The following is a 14,183-nucleotide window of genomic DNA, read 5'->3' on the forward strand; positions in this document are numbered from 1 at the left end:
GTCACATCCAGGAGTCGGACCGCACCCACCCCAGCAGATTGGGGATCGTGCGGTCCACCGCCGCGTCGTGCGGCGTCACGTCCGGGGCGGGAGCGTGCCGCGCCGCCCGCCCCGGACCGTTCAGATCCCGCCAGATCGCCCGCGCCGCCCCGTGCAGCAGCGGCGCGGCCAGCTCCAACGGCCGCAGCCCGCCCAGCGACCCCAGCGAGATGGCGGCCACCGCCCGGCCCGCGCCGCGCAACGGCACCGCCGAGCACACGAGCCCCGAGAACGTCTCCCCGCGGTCGTACGCGATCTGCGCCGTCCGCACCCTCGACAGCTCCGAGCAGAACACATCGGGCCGCGTCACCGTGCGATGCGTACGCGGCCGCAGGCCCGCCGCGACGACCCGCTCGATGTCGTCCTTGTCGCCGAACGCCAGGATCGCCTTGCCCGCGGCCGTGGCGTGCGCCGGCAGCCGCGCCCCGATCCGCACCGGGTACGCCCGGTCCGTCGCGTCGCCCACCGACTGCGGCAGCGAACCGGCCCGCTCCAGACACACCACGTCCGTCACACCGTCCAGGACGTACAGCTGCACCAGCTTGCCCGTGGCCTCGTGCAACGCGTCCAGATGCGGGATCGCCGCGCGGATCAGCCGGTTGTGGTGCGCGGCGAGCCCGCCGTGCTCCAGCATCCGCAGGCCGAGCCGGTAGTCACGGCCCTCCCGGTCCAGCCAGCGCAGCTGCACCAGCTGGTCGAGGATGCGGTGCGCGGACGACCGCGACAGGCCGGAACGTTGGATGATCTCGGTCAGCGACAGCCGGCCACGGCCGCCGTCGAAGGCCGCGAGAACCTTCTCCGCCTTCTCCAGGAGAGACAGCGGAGCAGCTGCCTCCAGGGCCGTTTCGAGCACAGCACACCCCCGTAGAAATGGTCACCAGCAGCGTTGAATGGACCTTGCCACGCCCGCGTTGACGTGGGAAGAGACCCTGCACAATCAAGCCCCGCACTTGTACGAGAGCCCGCGGGGTCCGGGGCAGCGCCCCGCGACCTAGGAAGAACCCCCCTTCCCGCTCACCGGGAACCTCACCTGTCCACCCCCGGCGGAGCCGCTTAGCGTCGCCGACATGACCGACCCCACCACCACAAACGTCCTCGCCTCGGTCCGCGCCCTCCTGCCCGCCATCGCGGAGCGCGCCGCCGAGGCGGAGGAGCTGCGCAAGGTCCCCGAGGCCACCGTCAAGGAACTCACCGCGACCGGCTTCTTCCGCCTCCTCCAGCCGAAGCGCTACGGCGGATACGCCGCCGACCCCACCGTCTTCTACGACGCCGTCAAGGAAATCGCTCAGGCCTGCGGCTCCACCGGCTGGGTCGCCTCCGTCGTCGGCGTCCACCCCTGGCACGTGGGCCTCTACGAGAAGAAGGCACAGGACGAGGTGTGGGGTGAGAACGGCGAGCGCGCCGACACCCGCATCTCCTCCTCCTACGCCCCCACCGGCAAGGTCACCCCCGTCGACGGCGGCTTCCGGCTCTCGGGCCGCTGGCACTTCTCGTCCGGCTGCGACCACGCGACGTGGGTGATCCTCGGCGCGCTCGTGCCCGACGCCGAGGGCAACCTCGTCGACATGCGCTCGTTCCTGCTGCCGAGCGCGGAGTACGAGATCAAGGACGTGTGGGACACCGTCGGCCTGCGCGGCACGGGCTCCAACGACATCGTCGTCGAGGACGTCTTCGTCCCCGAACACCGCGCCCTGTCCTTCGGCCCGGTCACCGCACTCACCCCGCCCGGCGCCGAGGTCAACCCCGAGCCGCTGTACAAGCTCCCCTACGCCGGCGTCTTCACCACCACCATCTCCACCCCGATCGTCGGCATCGCGCAGGGCGCCTGGAACGGCTTCGTCGCCGCGACCCGAGAGCGCATCCGCGTCAGCTACGGGCAGAAGGTCGCCGAGGACCCGTTCGCGCAGATCCGGCTCGCCCGCGCCGCGAGCGACATCGACGCCGCCTGGCGGCAGCTGCGCGGCAACATCGCCGAGATGTACGAACTGGCCTGCGCAGGCGCTCCGTTGCCGACCGAGCTGCGCGCCCGCGCCCGCCGCGACCAGGTCCTCGCCACCGAGCGCGCCGCGGCCGCCGTCGACCTCCTGATGGAGAACGCGGGCGGCAACGCGATGCGCACCGGCGCGGGCCCCGCCGGCGTCCAGCGCGCCTGGCGCGACATCCACACAGGCCGCGGCCACGCCGCCAACGACCCGGAGCGCGCCCTGCTCATCTACGGCCAGGACGCGCTCGGCCTGGAGATCCAGGACGTGATGCTCTGACCCGAGAAGGCCGAACAGTTCAACCGCCCGCCATCGACGTCTTCACCCACTGAGGAATCCGCAAAGGAACCCGTATGGACATCCGCGCACTCGGCCACCTGCGCATCGAGACGGCCGACCTCGCCGCCTGGCGCACCTACGTCCTCGACATCCTCGGCATGACCGAGGCCCAGGGCAGCACGGAAACGCAGCTCAACGTCCGTATCGACGACCGCATCCACCGCTTCCAGTTCGTCGCCGGAACCCAGGACCGGCTCCTCGCCGCCGGGTTCGAGGTCGCGAACGCCCGCGAACTGGCAACCGCCGCCGCCGAGTTGGAGGCAGCCGGGCACGCCGTGAAGCACGCCGACGCCGCCATCCTCGCCGACCGCCGCGTCCAGGGCCTGATCCACGTCAGCGACCCCGCGGGCAACCCCCTGGAGATCTACTGGGGCCAGGCCCAGGACCACACACCGCTCGCCACGCCCTACGGCAACCGCTTCGTCACCGGTACGAGCACGCCGTCCACGGGCGACCTCGGACTCGGCCACGTCGTCCTGCCCGCCGTCGAGATCGACGAGGCCGTCGACTTCTACGAGAACCTCCTCGGCTTCCAGCTCCGCGACTCCATGCAACTGCCGCCCGCCGCCGTCCCCACCGGCAAGCCGGGCCAGGACACGTACCGCATGTACTTCCTCTCCCCGAACCGCCGCCACCACAGCCTCGGCCTCTACCCGGGCGCCCTGCCGCCCGGCATCGTCCACTTCATGGTCGAGGTCGAGCAGCTCAACGACGTCGGCTACGGCCTCGACCGCATGAAGAAGGCCGGCTACCCGATCGCCTCCTCCCTCGGCCGGCACTCCAACGACCACATGGTGTCCTTCTACGCCCAGGCCCCCGGCGGCTTCCAGGTCGAGTACGGCTGGGACGGCCTGATCGTCGACCCGGGAACCTGGGTGACCAAAGAGATCACCGCCGACTCCCTGTGGGGCCACGAGTGGAACGGCTGAGCACCCTGGACGCCGTCCCGGGCCGGATCGACCCGGGGGAGTACCGGGACACCCTGTCCCGGTTCGCCTCCGGCGTCACCGTCGTCGCAGGCCTCGACGAGTCCCGCGCCCCGGCGGGGCTCGCCTGCCAGTCCTTCACCTCCCTCTCCCTCGACCCACCCCTCGTCCTCGTCTGCGTCGCCCGTACGTCGACCAGCTGGGCCCGCATCGCACCCACGGGACGGTTCGGGATCTCCGTGCTCGCCGAGGACCAGCGCGCGCTGTGCCGCACCCTCGGCTCCCGCCGCCCCGACAAGTTCGACGGCCTCGCCTGGCACACCGGCCGGGACCACGGCAGCGTCCTGATCGACGGCGCCCTCGCCCACCTGGAATGCGAGCTCGAACGCACAGTCGACGGTGGCGACCACGACATCGTCATCGGCCGCGTCACGACGCTCGCCACGCCGCGCGCCGACGGCCGCCCGCTCCTCTTCTTCCGCTCCGCCTTCGGCACCGGCCGCTTCGGCACGGACCAGGAAACGGTGGACCACTTCGCCCAGTGGCTGTGACGCCCGGGACAATGGGCCCGTGCCTACGAAGTCAACGAAGCCCGCGAAGTCCGCGAAGCCCGCGAAGAAGAAGTCCCTGTCGACGAACGCCGGGCCCGAGCGGCGTGGCGAGCTCCTGCACACCGCGGCCGAGGTCTTCGCCGAGCAGGGCTACAACGCCACGACCGTCCGCAAGATCGCCGACCACGCGGGCATGCTCGCCGGCAGCCTCTACTATCACTTCGACTCCAAGGAATCGATGCTGGAGGAGATCCTGCGGACCTTCCTCGACGAGCTGTGGACCGGCTACGACACCGTCCTCGACGAGGAACTCGGACCGAGGCAGACGCTGGAGGCGCTGGTCACCGAGTCCTTCCGGGAGATCGACCGGCACCGCGCCGCCGTCGCCATCTACCAGCGGGAGTCCCAGCAGCTCGTCGCCCAGGAACGCTTCGCCTTCCTCGCCGAGTCGCAGCGCAGGTTCGAGAAGACCTGGCTGACCACCCTGGAGCGCGGCGTCGCCGACCAGGTCTTCCGCGCCGACCTCGACATCCGCCTCACCTACCGGTTCGTACGCGACACCGTCTGGGTCGCCGCGTCCTGGTACCGGCCCGGCGGGCGGCACAGTCCCGAGGAGATCGCGCGCCAGTATCTGTCGATGGTCCTGGACGGGATCGCGGTCCGGTGAGTCGCATGCTAAGATTCATGACGTTGCAGTTTTGGTACCCATAGACTTTATGCGCGCCTGACGGGAATGTTCCTCAGGCGCATTATTGTTTTCACCGGGAAATTTCCCGGTTTCCGGCGTTCACGTGGGCGTTCGTGGAATGGGGACTGCTACCTGTTCTTAAGGAGAACGACATGGCCACCGGTATCGTTAAGTGGTTCAACTCGGAAAAGGGCTTCGGCTTCATCGAGCAGGACGGCGGCGGCGCCGACGTCTTCGCCCACTACTCGAACATCGCCACCTCGGGCTTCCGTGAGCTCCAGGAGGGCCAGAAGGTGACGTTCGACGTCACGCAGGGCCAGAAGGGCCCGCAGGCGGAGAACATCCTCCCCGCCTGATCTCGCTCGTAGATCACTCGACCTCACCGGGCTGACCCGGTGAGGTCGGATCGAGCATCACCGGGCCGGGGCCCGCACCGCTACGGTGCGGGCCCCGGTTCCTGCTGTCCCGTCCCGGAAGGCATCGCCGCATGGCCAGTTCTGCCCGCCCGTCCCGCCGCAGTCCCCGTCCCGCAGCCGGGCAGCGCCGCGCCCCCGAGCAGCGTCGCCGGCCACAGTCGGCGCCGCCGAGCGAGTTCACCATGCCGGAGAACACCACTCCCGCGCTGCCCGCGGTGGACAGCTTCGCCGAACTCGACATGCCGGCCGCCCTCCTGAAGACGCTGGGCGAGCAGGGCGTCACCGAGCCGTTCCCCATCCAGGCCGCGACGCTCCCCAACTCGCTCGCCGGACGGGACCTCCTCGGCCGCGGCCGCACCGGCTCCGGCAAGACCCTCGCCTTCGGCCTCCCGCTGCTGACCCACACGACCGGCGCCAAGGCCGAGCCGAAGTCCCCTCTCGCGCTCGTCCTCGTCCCCACGCGTGAGCTCGCCCAGCAGGTCACCGACGCCCTCACCCCGTACGCCACCGCGCTGCGGCTGCGCATCGCGACCGTCGTCGGCGGCATGTCGATCTCCCGCCAGGCCGGCGCGCTGCGCCGCGGCGCCGAGGTCGTCGTCGCCACCCCGGGACGCCTCAAGGACCTCATCGAGCGCGGCGACTGCGTGCTCGGCTCGGTGCGCACGACGGTGCTCGACGAGGCCGACCAGATGGCCGACATGGGCTTCATGCCGCAGGTCACCGCGCTCCTGAAGCAGGTCGAGGCGGGCGGCCAGACGATGCTGTTCTCCGCGACGCTCGACAAGAACGTGGACCGGCTCGTCAAGCAGTTCCTCAACGACCCCGTGGTCCACTCCGTCGACCCGTCGGCAGGCGCGGTGACGACGATGGAACACCACGTCCTGCATCTCCTCGACGAGACCGACAAGAAGGCCGTCACCGCGCGCATCGCCGCCCGTGAAGGCCGCGTCATCCTCTTCGTCGACACCAAGCGCTCCGCCGACCGGCTCGCCAAGCGGCTCCTCGCCAGCGGCGTGTACGCGGCTCCGCTGCACGGCGGCCGCAGCCAGCCGCAGCGCAACCGCACCCTGGAGCAGTTCAAGGACGGCCGGGTCACCGCGCTCGTCGCCACGAACGTCGCGGCGCGCGGCATCCACGTCGACGACCTCGACCTCGTCGTCAACGTCGACCCGCCCACCGAGCACAAGGACTACCTGCACCGCGGCGGCCGCACCGCCCGCGCCGGCGAGTCCGGCAGCGTGGTCACCCTGGTCCTGCCCGAGCAGAAGCGCGACATGCAGCGCCTGATGCGCGACGCCAAGATCAGCCCGCGCACGACGCAGGTCCGCTCCACGGACGAGGAGCTGACGACGATCACCGGCGCGCGCGAGCCGTCCGGTGTCGCCGTGGCCATCGCCGTACCGGAGCAGGCCGCTCCCGCCGCCACGACCAAGCCGCGCCGCTCCCGCCGCTCCCGCGGGGGCTCGGGCACCGGCAACGGCGGCGCTCGCGCCGCGGGCACCGAGGGCCAGCGCACGGGCTCGGGCAACGGCGGCGGCCGCCGCCGCTCCGGCTCGGCCAACGGCGGCCAGGCCGGCTCCGGAACCCCCGCCCCCCGCCGAGGCCGCGGCGGCCCCCGAGGCCCCCGCCAGGCCGCCTGACCCAGACTCGGCGCCCGGACGGCGGGCGGTTCGGGGCTCCGCGTCCGGGGGGGGTATTCAGGCTCCGTGGACGAGCGGGCTTTTCGGGCCCGGCGTCCGGGCAGGACCAGTCAGGCGCCGGGTCCGAGCGGTGCGATTAAGCCCCGCCGGCGATTGAGGCGCGGGGTCCGGGGCAGAGCCCCGTGACCTCCGCCCCGTGGAGCCGCAACACCTCACTCCACCAGGCGCGCCCGCTGGCAGAGCCCCGTGACCTCCGCCCCGTGGAGCCGCAACACCTCACTCCACCAGGCGCGCCCGCAGCCTCCTCACCACACGCCGATCCACGCCGAGCCCCTCGGCCACGTACCGGCCCAGACTGCCGAAGTCCCGCCGCACCTGGCCAAGCGCAGCGCCCAGGTACTCCATCCGCACCTCCTGGACAGGTATCAGCAGGTCCGGGTTCTGCATGAGCCCCGCCTGCCGCAACCCCTCACGAACCTGCGCGTCATGCGCGGAGCGAATCGTGTTCGACGCCAAGTAGTCGGCCTCCGCGGCCCGTTGATCCACCCCGAGCACGCGCAGCAGAACGTACGTCATCCAGCCCGTACGGTCCTTGCCCGACGTGCAGTGGTACAGCAGCGCCCCGGATCCACCGCGCGCCGCGTCCCTGAGCGTCTCCGCGAACCGCGCGCGGTTGGCCGCGTCGGTCACGAACATCCGGTACGTGGTGCGCATCGCGGCAGCCCCCCGGCCGTTCCCGAGCGCCTCCTGCTGCACCGCCGGATCCTTCGAACCGATCGCGGCCATCAGCTGCTCGTACTGGCCGCCGTCCGAGACCGACCGCGCGGTCACCGCCAGGCCCGCGGGCAGCCGGTCCGCGCCGTCCGTCTTCACCTCGAACGGCACCCGGAAGTCGACCACTTCGGCGAGGCGAAGACCGGATATGCGCGCCACGTCCGCGTCGGTGAGATCGCTCAGCGCGTCCGCCCGGTAGACGAGGCCGTACCGGACCCGGCCGCGGCCCCGGGCGCGACAGCCGCCGATGTCCCGGACGTTCACCGCCCCCTTGAGAGGGATCTGCCGGATACCACCGGTGGCATCCGGCCTCCCCGGCGCCGCCGCGGCGACGGGAGCCGCGGCGAGCGCCCCGGCCGTGCCGAGCGCGGCGCCGAGCGCACGGCGCCGCGAAAGCCCCGCCGTGTACGTGTGCCCTGTTCTGTACGTGTGCGGCATACATGAACTCCCTTGTGGATGCGGGCCGTTGTCGTGCCCGGTCAGGGTGGGGTGGGGAGGGACTCCAGCGTCTTACGGGCCTCGGTCATCACGCGGTCGACGAGTTCCGCGCAACTGGGCAGGTCCTCTATGAGGCCAGCCACCTGGCCGGAGGCCATGACGCCCAGATCGGTGCGGCCCTCCACCATGGAGGCCTTCAAGAGCATCGGGGTGTTCGCGGCCAGCAGCACCTGGCTCCACGTGAGGTCCTTGCCGTGCTTCATGGCGAGGCCGTCCCGCATCATCTGCGGCCAGCTCAGGCCCGAGAGCTTCTTGAAGCCCGTGGCGCGACGCACGGCGTGCAGCAACGCGCGCGTACGCCCCGCGTTCTCCAGCGAGTCGACCAGTTCCGAGCGCAGCATGCGGTGCGGCAGACCGTCCACCGCCGTCGTCACCGTGACGTCCTTGACGCTCGCCGCCAGGTACTTCGCCTTCACCGCGTCCGGCACCGTCGAGTCCGACGTCAGCAGGAATCGCGTCCCCATGGCGACCCCCGCCGCGCCGTAGGCGAGCGCCGCGACCAGGCCACGGCCGTCGCGGAAACCGCCCGCCCCGACGACAGGGATGTCGACGGCGTCCACCACCTGCGGCAGCAGCACCGACGTCGCCACCTCACCGGTGTGCCCGCCGCCCTCGCCACCCTGCACGATCACCGCGTCGGCACCCCACGCAGCGACCTTCTCGGCGTGCCGGCGCGCCCCGATCGACGGGATCACGACGGCGCCCGCGTCCTTCAGTTCGGCGATCAGCTCGCGCGAGGGCGCCAGCGCGAACGAGGCGACCTTCACGCCTTCCTCGACGATCACCTTGACCCGCTCGCGCGCGTCCCCCGCGTCGGCCCGCAGGTTCACCCCGAACGGCTGGTCCGTGCGCGCCTTCACCTCACGTACGGCGGAGCGCAGCTGGTCGAGCGTCATGGTGGCGGACGCGAGGATGCCGAGCGCCCCCGCGTTCGCCGCGGCCGACACCAGGCGCGGTCCCGCGACCCAGCCCATGCCGGTCTGGACGATGGGGTGGCGCACGCCGGTGAGCCGGGTCAGGGGCGTCGGGATCGTGAACGCGGCGGAGGCCGGGGCCGGTTCGGAAGGAGGCGTCATACCGGCTTGACCTCCCGGTCCCGCGTTCCCTTCGGGTCGATGACCTCCCGGATCAGCCGCAGCTCCTCCGCCGTGGGCTCCCGCGTGGGCGGCACCTCGCCGCCCTCCGGGAGCACCAGCGTGAACGCCGTCGCCTCCTGGACCTCCTCCACCGTGACGCCCGGATGTACGGAGACCAGCCGCATCGCGTGGTCGTCGGTGTCGAAGTCCAGGACGGCCAGATTCGTCACCACGCGCGGGATGCGATGGAACCGCGTCGCCGACGGGCCCGCCGCGGCCGCGCTGTCGTAGCCCACCCCGCTGATCATGTCGACCTTCTCGACGAAGACCCGGCGGCTGTGCTTGGGGACCCAGTAACTCACCGGATTGTTCAGCGTGTTGACCGGGGCTCCGCGCACCCCGAGGAGCTGCCGGTCGGGCCGCTCCCAGTCGCCGATGCACGAGATGTTCTGGTTGCCGAACCGGTCGATCTGGCTCGCCCCCATCATCACGTGCCGCTTCCCGCCGGTGACCATCGTCAGATGCTGCCGGTACGGGATCCAGCCCTCCGCCGAACCGTCGAGCCCGACCACCATCGCCTCGCCGTCGGTCAGCAGCAGGCCGGGGGAGAAGGTGCGCTTGGCCAGGCGCGCCCCCACGGACGGGATCAGACCCATCGGGCTCGCCAGCACCTCCCCGTTGTCCCGCCAGGCCTCGGCGCACGCGATCACGCAGTACTCGGCGCGGGACACATCTGTCGTGGTGACGCTGGTGGTGACGCTCACTTCTGCTCCTCGTGCCAGGCCTGGACGGCGGACTGGTACTGCTTCTCGTCACCGCCGGGCGGCAGGAACCGCTCGGCGAACTCGGGCCAGGGCGTGGTCGCGTACAGCTTCTGGAACGCCTCGTCCCGGCCGTAGTCGGGCACGCAGGACGTGAAGTGCGCCCCGTTCGGCGTCTCCACGACACCCGTCACCGCATGCCGCTTGACGAGCAGCGTCTGCGGCACGGTGGCCGCCCCGAAACCGTCGACCAACTGCTCGCACGACACGTAGGCGCTGTCCGCCGCCTCGCAGAACAGGTCGTCGAAGTACGGGTCCGGGCCCAGGTACTGGCCGTTGCCCGCACGGTCCGCCCGGTTCACGTGCACCAGGGCCGCGTCCAGGCGCAGCGCCGGCATCGCCACGAACGTCTCCCCGTCCTCGTACGGCGAAGTCACCGTCCGCAGGCCCGGGTTGACACGCATGACGTCCGAGCCGATCCCGGCCCGCACGGGCAGGAACGGCAGCCGGTTCGCCGCCGCGTGCAGCCCCCACATGAACATCGCCTCGTCGACCTCCATCAGCTCGAACGCGCCCTGCTGGCGCGCCGCCCTGAAGTTCGGTTCGAGCGGGATGGAGTCGAGCGTCGCGAACGCCGCGACCAGCTTGCGGATCTTCCCGGCCGCCGCGAGCAGCCCGACATCCGGGCCGCCGTAGGAGACGACGGTCAGGTCCGTGACATCGCTGCGCAGCAACGCCCGCACCAGCGCCATGGGTTTGCGGCGCGAGCCCCAGCCGCCGATGCCGATCGTCATGCCGCTGCGCAGCCGCCCGACCACGTCGTCGGGCGTCATGGTCTTGTCCCCAGTGGTCATCGCTCGGTCTCCTGTCCGAAGGTGTCGCGGACCCGGTCGGCGACCCCGCTCAGATTCGCCTCGAAGGTGAAGCCCTGCTCGAAGCGGTAGCTGTGGTGCACGTCGACGGGGTCGATCCCGTTGAGCGCGGACTTGGCGAGGCGGATCAGGTAGCCGTCCTTGCGGGCGATGTCGCGGGCCAGCTCCAGGGCCGCCTCGCGCAGCTGCTCCCTCGGCACGACCCGCCACACCGAGCCGTGCGCCTGCAGTTCGGCGGCCGTCGCCGTACGGGACGTGTAGAACAGCGCGCGCATCAGGTGCTGCGGGACGAGGCGGGCCAGGTGTGTGGCCGCGCCGAGCGCGCCGCGGTCCAGCTCGGGCAGGCCGAACGTCGCGTCGTCGCTCGCCACGATCGCGTCCGCGTTCCCCACGAGTCCGATGCCGCCGCCCAGGCAGAACCCGGCGACCGCCGCGACCACCGGGACCTCGCACTGGTACACGGCCGAGAACGCCTCGTAGCAGCCTCGGTTGGCGCCGATCAGGGCGCTGTGGCCGCCGCCCGCCGCGGCCGTCTCGCGCTGCATCTCCTTGATGTCCACCCCCGCGTTGAACCCACGGGAGGACTCGGCCGCGGTCAGCACGACGCAGCGCACATCGGGATCGCGGCCCGCGGCGCGCACGGCGTCCGCCAGGTCGTACCAGCCCCGCACCGGCAGCGCGTTGACGGGAGGGAAGTCGACCGTGACGACGGCGATGCCCTTTTCGGGTGAGGAGGTGGAGACACCCATGGCGTTCAGCTACCTTTCCACCTAACGTTTGTTTGGTACGTCGATGACGGTAGCAGGCGGCGAGGGGGAGCGGAATGGGTCGGGCAGCGGACAGCGCAAGTGGACCCGAAAGGGTCGGGAAGGGGTCCGGCATGGATCTGAGCGGTCGGGTCGTCGTCGTCACGGGCGGCACGAGAGGGGTGGGCGCGGGGATCGCGGGCGCCTTCGCGCGAGCCGGGGCGCGGGTGATCACCTGTGCCCGCAGGCCGCCCGAAGTTCCCATGGACGGCTGTGAGTTCATACCGGTCGACCTGCGGGACGCGTCGGCCGTGGAGGAGCTGTTCACCGGTCTCGACCGGGTGGACGTACTGGTGAACAACGCGGGGGGCACGCCCTACCGCCCGCTCGCGGAGGCGGACGCTGTCCGGCACGCGCGCGTGCTCGAACTGAACCTCACGGCGGCGCTGACCGCGTCCCTGGCCGCTCGCGAGAAGCTCGCCGCCGCGCGCGGCTCGATCGTGATGATCGGCAGCGTCAGCGGCAGCCGCCCCTCGCCGGGCAGCGCGGTGTACGGGGCGGCGAAGGCGGGCCTGGAGCACCTCGCGCGGTCCATGGCCGTGGAATGGGCGCCCCGAATCCGGGTGAACACACTGGTGCTCGGCATGGTCCGCACCGAACTGAGCGAACTGCACTACGGGGACGAGGACGGCATCGCCGCGGTGGGCGCGACCGTGCCCATGGGGCGCCTGGCCGAGCCGCGCGAGGTCGGCGACGCCGCGGTGTTCCTGGCATCGGACGCCGCCTCGTACATCACCGGGTCGAGCCTGCTGATGCACGGCGGCGGCGAGCTCCCCGCGTTCCTGGACGCGGCAACTGCCAACAAGGAGGCATGAGATGACGGATGTGAAGCCGATCGGCGAAAACGGTGGAGTCGGTGGAGTCGGTGGCGGCGGAGGCCTGTGCGCGGGACGCGTGGTCGCCGTCACCGGAGCGGGGCGCGGACTCGGGCGCGCTCACGCCCTCGCGTACGCGGCCGAGGGCGCGAAGGTCGTCGTGAACGACCTGGGGGTGGGCCTGGACGGCGCCCCCGCCCCGGACAGCCCGGCAGCCCAAGTGGTCCAGGAAATAAGGGCGTCGGGCGGCGACGCGGTGGCGCACGGCGGCGACATAGCGACCTCCGAAGGCGCCGCCTCGCTCGTCGCGGCGGCCGTCGACACCTTCGGACGCCTCGACACACTGGTGAACAACGCCGGGTTCCTGCGCGACCGGATGCTCGTCAACCTCGACGAGGACGACTGGGACGCCGTGATGCGGGTCCACCTCAAGGGCCACTTCCTGCCGCTCAAGCACGCCGCCGCGTACTGGCGGGCCGAGTCGAAGGCGGGCCGCACACCGGCGGCCCGCGTCGTCAACACGTCTTCCGGAGCAGGCCTGTTGGGGTCCGTCGGGCAGGGAAACTACAGCGCGGCGAAGGCCGGCATCCTCGGCCTGACCCTGGTCGCGGCCGCCGAAATGGGGCGCTACGGCGTGCAGGTCAACGCGATAGCACCGGCCGCCCGCACCCGGATGACCGAGGCGACGTTCGCCGAGACCATGGCGGCGCCCGGCGCCGACGCCTTCGACGCGATGGCGCCGGAGAACGTGTCACCGCTGGTCGTCTGGCTCGGCTCGGGGGCCGCGGCGGACGGGGTGACCGGCCGGGTCTTCGAGGTGGAGGCGGGCCGGATCACCGTGATGGAGGGCTGGCGGCCCGGCCCGACCGTCGACAAGGAGGAACGCTGGACGCCGACGGGAGCGGGCGACGCGGCCCGTGAACTGCTGGCGCGCGCGGCGGCGCCGGGGGGTGTGTACGGGGCGTCGTGACGCCCGCGCGGGGGAGGGCGGGCTCAGCGGGGGAGAGTCCGCCCCAACCCACCGCAGGTCTACGTGTCGCACTCCCACACCGTCCGGCACAACCCGCACCGCGCCCGCACCCGGCCCCGCACCGGCACCCGGATCCGCTGATGACACGTCGGGCACGCGAACGCCACCCGCAGCCCGCCACTGCGCCCCGACGCCCCGTCCACCGCGGTGGAGAACGCGTAAGGGCCCGCCGGATCGAGCCCGCGCGGCCCGTGGTCCTGCGCGTACCGGCGGTCCTTCGCATAACGCCGCCGCCCCGCCCAGCCCGCCGCGGTCAGCGGCGGCTGCCGCTCGTCACGCCGCGCCTGCTCAAGGCCCCTCTCGTACGCCGAGTACGCCTGCGGACTCGTGAACCACGTCTCCGGTCCCTCACCGAAGACGAGGGACCGCTTCGCGAGCACGTACCCGAACTCCTCCGGCGACAGATAGCCCAGCTTCTGCGAAGACGCCGCGTCCTCCCGATAGGCGTCCAGCAACAGCCAGCCCGCCCCCAGATACGTAGCCGCCGTATCGGTCAGGATCTCGTTGTCCCGCGTCCCCGGCAGCGACAGATCAAGACGGTGCAGATAGACATGCATGATCTCGTGCGCGAGCGCCGCGCCGATGTCCCGGCGATGCGTACGGAACCGGTCGTTCAACTCGATGAAGTACTCGGGCCCCGCCGCCAGTTCCACGCTCGCCGCATGCCGCATCTCCCGGAAACTCACGATCATCCGCGCGTCGGGGAGCCGATAGTGCCGCACCAGCTCACGCGCCACCCGCTGCACACCCAGATACAGATCGTCGACGTCACTGAACGCCACGTCGGCCGGGGCGACACTCGACGAGAACGTCTGCACCGTGTCGTAGGAAAGCCGCCTGTAGAGCGCGGTGATCGCCGACCGCACCGTCTCCAGATGCGGATAGCCGTGCACCACCGGTCCGCCGTCCGCCACGCGCGCACCCCCTGGGTCCGCCGGGCCGGTACCCGGCGCCTCCAGAGTACGGCCAT

At 71.7% G+C, this 14,183-nt stretch carries 15 protein-coding genes; 8 read left to right on the forward strand and 7 right to left on the reverse strand.

The window, feature by feature from the left end; genetic code table 11:
• Position 1: 1 nt before the first annotated feature.
• Positions 2-892, reverse strand: coding sequence for an IclR family transcriptional regulator (locus tag ACFYWS_RS27700; protein ID WP_389280884.1), 891 nt, complete (start codon positions 890-892; stop codon positions 2-4).
• A gap of 214 nt (positions 893-1,106) precedes the next feature.
• Between ACFYWS_RS27700 and hsaA the strand changes: the two genes are divergently transcribed.
• The 6 genes from hsaA to ACFYWS_RS27730 all read left to right on the forward strand — a co-directional run bounded on the left by hsaA (position 1,107) and on the right by ACFYWS_RS27730 (position 6,581).
• Complete coding sequence (gene hsaA / locus ACFYWS_RS27705) at positions 1,107-2,300, forward strand: 3-hydroxy-9,10-secoandrosta-1,3,5(10)-triene-9,17-dione monooxygenase oxygenase subunit (RefSeq protein WP_389280885.1); 1,194 nt, start codon at positions 1,107-1,109, stop codon at positions 2,298-2,300.
• 74 nt (positions 2,301-2,374) lie between these two features.
• The gene (locus tag ACFYWS_RS27710; protein ID WP_389280886.1) at positions 2,375-3,289 is read left to right on the forward strand and encodes a VOC family protein; all 915 of its coding nucleotides are present in this window, start codon (positions 2,375-2,377) and stop codon (positions 3,287-3,289) included.
• Positions 3,277-3,837, forward strand: a complete 561-nt coding sequence (locus tag ACFYWS_RS27715; RefSeq protein WP_389280887.1) for a flavin reductase family protein — start codon at positions 3,277-3,279, stop codon at positions 3,835-3,837. Before ACFYWS_RS27710 ends, ACFYWS_RS27715 begins: the two co-directional genes overlap by 13 nt.
• A gap of 76 nt (positions 3,838-3,913) precedes the next feature.
• Positions 3,914-4,504 (forward strand): TetR/AcrR family transcriptional regulator, encoded by a 591-nt coding sequence (locus ACFYWS_RS27720; RefSeq protein WP_389281062.1) that lies wholly within the window; start codon positions 3,914-3,916, stop codon positions 4,502-4,504.
• 173 nt (positions 4,505-4,677) lie between these two features.
• Positions 4,678-4,881, forward strand: a complete 204-nt coding sequence (locus ACFYWS_RS27725) for a cold-shock protein (protein WP_266720703.1) — start codon at positions 4,678-4,680, stop codon at positions 4,879-4,881.
• 131 nt (positions 4,882-5,012) lie between these two features.
• Positions 5,013-6,581 (forward strand): DEAD/DEAH box helicase, encoded by a 1,569-nt coding sequence (locus ACFYWS_RS27730; protein WP_389280889.1) that lies wholly within the window; start codon positions 5,013-5,015, stop codon positions 6,579-6,581.
• 276 nt (positions 6,582-6,857) lie between these two features.
• On the opposite strand, the gene ACFYWS_RS27735 is transcribed toward ACFYWS_RS27730, so the two are convergent.
• Genes ACFYWS_RS27735 through ACFYWS_RS27755 form a run of 5 tightly spaced genes read right to left on the reverse strand, consistent with a single transcriptional unit; the run spans position 6,858 to position 11,311 of the window.
• Complete coding sequence (locus ACFYWS_RS27735; RefSeq protein ID WP_389280890.1) at positions 6,858-7,793, reverse strand: tyrosine-protein phosphatase; 936 nt, start codon at positions 7,791-7,793, stop codon at positions 6,858-6,860.
• 41 nt (positions 7,794-7,834) lie between these two features.
• Positions 7,835-8,929 (reverse strand): NAD(P)H-dependent flavin oxidoreductase, encoded by a 1,095-nt coding sequence (locus ACFYWS_RS27740; RefSeq protein ID WP_389280893.1) that lies wholly within the window; start codon positions 8,927-8,929, stop codon positions 7,835-7,837.
• Positions 8,926-9,693, reverse strand: coding sequence for a CoA-transferase subunit beta (locus ACFYWS_RS27745; RefSeq protein WP_389280896.1), 768 nt, complete (start codon positions 9,691-9,693; stop codon positions 8,926-8,928). Before ACFYWS_RS27745 ends, ACFYWS_RS27740 begins: the two co-directional genes overlap by 4 nt.
• A complete protein-coding gene (locus ACFYWS_RS27750) occupies positions 9,690-10,544 on the reverse strand; it encodes a CoA transferase subunit A (RefSeq protein WP_389280898.1) in 855 nt (284 codons plus the stop codon). The genes ACFYWS_RS27745 and ACFYWS_RS27750 overlap by 4 nt, the downstream gene beginning before the upstream one ends.
• Positions 10,541-11,311 carry an enoyl-CoA hydratase family protein gene (locus ACFYWS_RS27755; RefSeq protein ID WP_389280899.1) on the reverse strand — a complete coding sequence of 257 codons (771 nt, stop codon included), beginning with the start codon at positions 11,309-11,311 and terminating at the stop codon, positions 10,541-10,543. The genes ACFYWS_RS27750 and ACFYWS_RS27755 overlap by 4 nt, the downstream gene beginning before the upstream one ends.
• Before the next feature lie 131 nt (positions 11,312-11,442).
• Between ACFYWS_RS27755 and ACFYWS_RS27760 the strand changes: the two genes are divergently transcribed.
• Positions 11,443-12,183 (forward strand): SDR family oxidoreductase, encoded by a 741-nt coding sequence (locus ACFYWS_RS27760; RefSeq protein ID WP_389280901.1) that lies wholly within the window; start codon positions 11,443-11,445, stop codon positions 12,181-12,183.
• 1 nt (position 12,184) lies between these two features.
• Positions 12,185-13,153 carry an SDR family oxidoreductase gene (locus ACFYWS_RS27765; protein ID WP_389280902.1) on the forward strand — a complete coding sequence of 323 codons (969 nt, stop codon included), beginning with the start codon at positions 12,185-12,187 and terminating at the stop codon, positions 13,151-13,153.
• A 59-nt stretch (positions 13,154-13,212) separates the two neighbouring features.
• Here the strand turns inward: ACFYWS_RS27765 and ACFYWS_RS27770 are convergent, their stop codons facing one another.
• Positions 13,213-14,127: a hypothetical protein gene (locus ACFYWS_RS27770; RefSeq protein ID WP_389280903.1), complete on the reverse strand. Its 915-nt coding sequence runs from the start codon at positions 14,125-14,127 to the stop codon at positions 13,213-13,215.
• Between the last annotated feature and the right edge of the window lie 56 nt (positions 14,128-14,183).

It is taken from the genome of Streptomyces sp. NPDC002795, assembly GCF_042888725.1.
In the GTDB taxonomy this organism is placed as follows: Bacteria; Actinomycetota; Actinomycetes; order Streptomycetales; family Streptomycetaceae; genus Streptomyces.

Excerpts from the sequence above, each read along its gene's own strand:
- ACFYWS_RS27710 (WP_389280886.1), top strand. The coding sequence starts at position 2,375 with ATGGACATCCGCGCACTCGGCCACCTGCGCATCGAGACGGCCGACCTC.
- hsaA (WP_389280885.1), top strand. The coding sequence starts at position 1,107 with ATGACCGACCCCACCACCACAAACGTCCTCGCCTCGGTCCGCGCCCTC.
- ACFYWS_RS27730 (WP_389280889.1), top strand. The coding sequence starts at position 5,013 with ATGGCCAGTTCTGCCCGCCCGTCCCGCCGCAGTCCCCGTCCCGCAGCC.
- ACFYWS_RS27740 (WP_389280893.1), bottom strand. The coding sequence starts at position 8,929 with ATGACGCCTCCTTCCGAACCGGCCCCGGCCTCCGCCGCGTTCACGATC.
- ACFYWS_RS27735 (WP_389280890.1), bottom strand. The coding sequence starts at position 7,793 with ATGCCGCACACGTACAGAACAGGGCACACGTACACGGCGGGGCTTTCG.
- ACFYWS_RS27750 (WP_389280898.1), bottom strand. The coding sequence starts at position 10,544 with ATGACCACTGGGGACAAGACCATGACGCCCGACGACGTGGTCGGGCGG.
- ACFYWS_RS27755 (WP_389280899.1), bottom strand. The coding sequence starts at position 11,311 with ATGGGTGTCTCCACCTCCTCACCCGAAAAGGGCATCGCCGTCGTCACG.
- ACFYWS_RS27760 (WP_389280901.1), top strand. The coding sequence starts at position 11,443 with ATGGATCTGAGCGGTCGGGTCGTCGTCGTCACGGGCGGCACGAGAGGG.
- ACFYWS_RS27765 (WP_389280902.1), top strand. The coding sequence starts at position 12,185 with ATGACGGATGTGAAGCCGATCGGCGAAAACGGTGGAGTCGGTGGAGTC.
- ACFYWS_RS27725 (WP_266720703.1), top strand. The coding sequence starts at position 4,678 with ATGGCCACCGGTATCGTTAAGTGGTTCAACTCGGAAAAGGGCTTCGGC.